This is a genomic window from Lentzea sp. NBC_00516 (assembly GCF_036346835.1).
Classification (GTDB): Bacteria; Actinomycetota; Actinomycetes; order Mycobacteriales; family Pseudonocardiaceae; genus Lentzea; species Lentzea sokolovensis.
This window is the reverse complement of sequence record NZ_CP107840.1, coordinates 3,718,058-3,718,989: the sequence shown is the minus strand read 5'-3', so window position 1 is coordinate 3,718,989 and position 932 is coordinate 3,718,058. Positions and strand designations below refer to the sequence as shown.

Annotated in this window: 1 protein-coding gene; it reads left to right on the top strand. The window is 70.8% G+C overall.

Annotation, left to right across the window (positions count from 1 at the left end):
- Window positions 1-172 precede the first annotated feature (172 nt).
- Window positions 173-868 (top strand): type VII secretion system-associated protein, encoded by a 696-nt coding sequence (locus OG205_RS16595; protein WP_330277146.1) that lies wholly within the window; start codon window positions 173-175, stop codon window positions 866-868.
- Window positions 869-932: the final 64 nt, after the last annotated feature.

Here is a 932-nt window from a genome sequence, read left to right as displayed (position 1 = left end):
GCGCCGAAGACTACAGTCGGTGCTCAGCACACCGGGCGCGACCGGTATTTCCGTGAGTGATTCCCCGGAGGTTGCGGCCCAGGGCGCCAGGACGCGCCACCTGCTGCCGACGGGTTCTTGAATGAGCGCGTACCAGAAGCGACACGACGAACATACCGGCCGGGAGGCTGTGATGGCGGAGACCGCCACGACGACCGAACAGACCGAAGCCCGGTTCGAGGGTGACCAGTGGGTCTTCCTGATCGACCCCGCCTGGCAGGCGGAGCAACCGGAGCCGGCTGAGGGCGAGGAGCGTCCGCGGCCGCCCATCGAGGTGGTCGTCGGCGGGTGGTTCGTCGAGCAGGACGGCAGCACCAGCCGCTTCCACGCCAACCCCGACTACCTGCCGACCCGGCCCGACTCGCCGACCGACCCGGTGGACGCGACGCTGCAGATGGTCACGCGGGGCGAGGCCGAGCCCGGCGAGCTGCTGTCGATCATGACCGAGGGCAACGTCTACGGGGTCGCCGTGACCGAGGACAACAACCCGGTCGTGGTGCTGTCACCGGACGAGGTGCCGTGTGTCGTGGTCGCCACGGCGCCGGCGCACAGCCGTCGCATCGCGGAGATCGAGGCGCTCGACAACATCGCGGCCTGGGCCGAGGTCAGCCTGGAACAGCTCGTCGGGCTGCTGCCGGAGGAAGGCGTCGACGTACTGCTCAACGCGGGCGCGCCCGCGTCGATGCGGCTGATCGCGGCCGCGCTCCGCCAGGCGCTGAGCGAGGCACCCGCGGCCGGCGAGACGGGCGAGGCCCGTCCGGCCACCGAGGCGGAGCCGCCGAAGGCCCGTGCCAAGAAGAGCAAGCCCGAGCCCGCCACCGCCGAGTGACGTCGGCAAGTACCACCGACTCTTGATCGAATTGCCGCCAACCGCGCCCAGCCTGTTCGGCGTT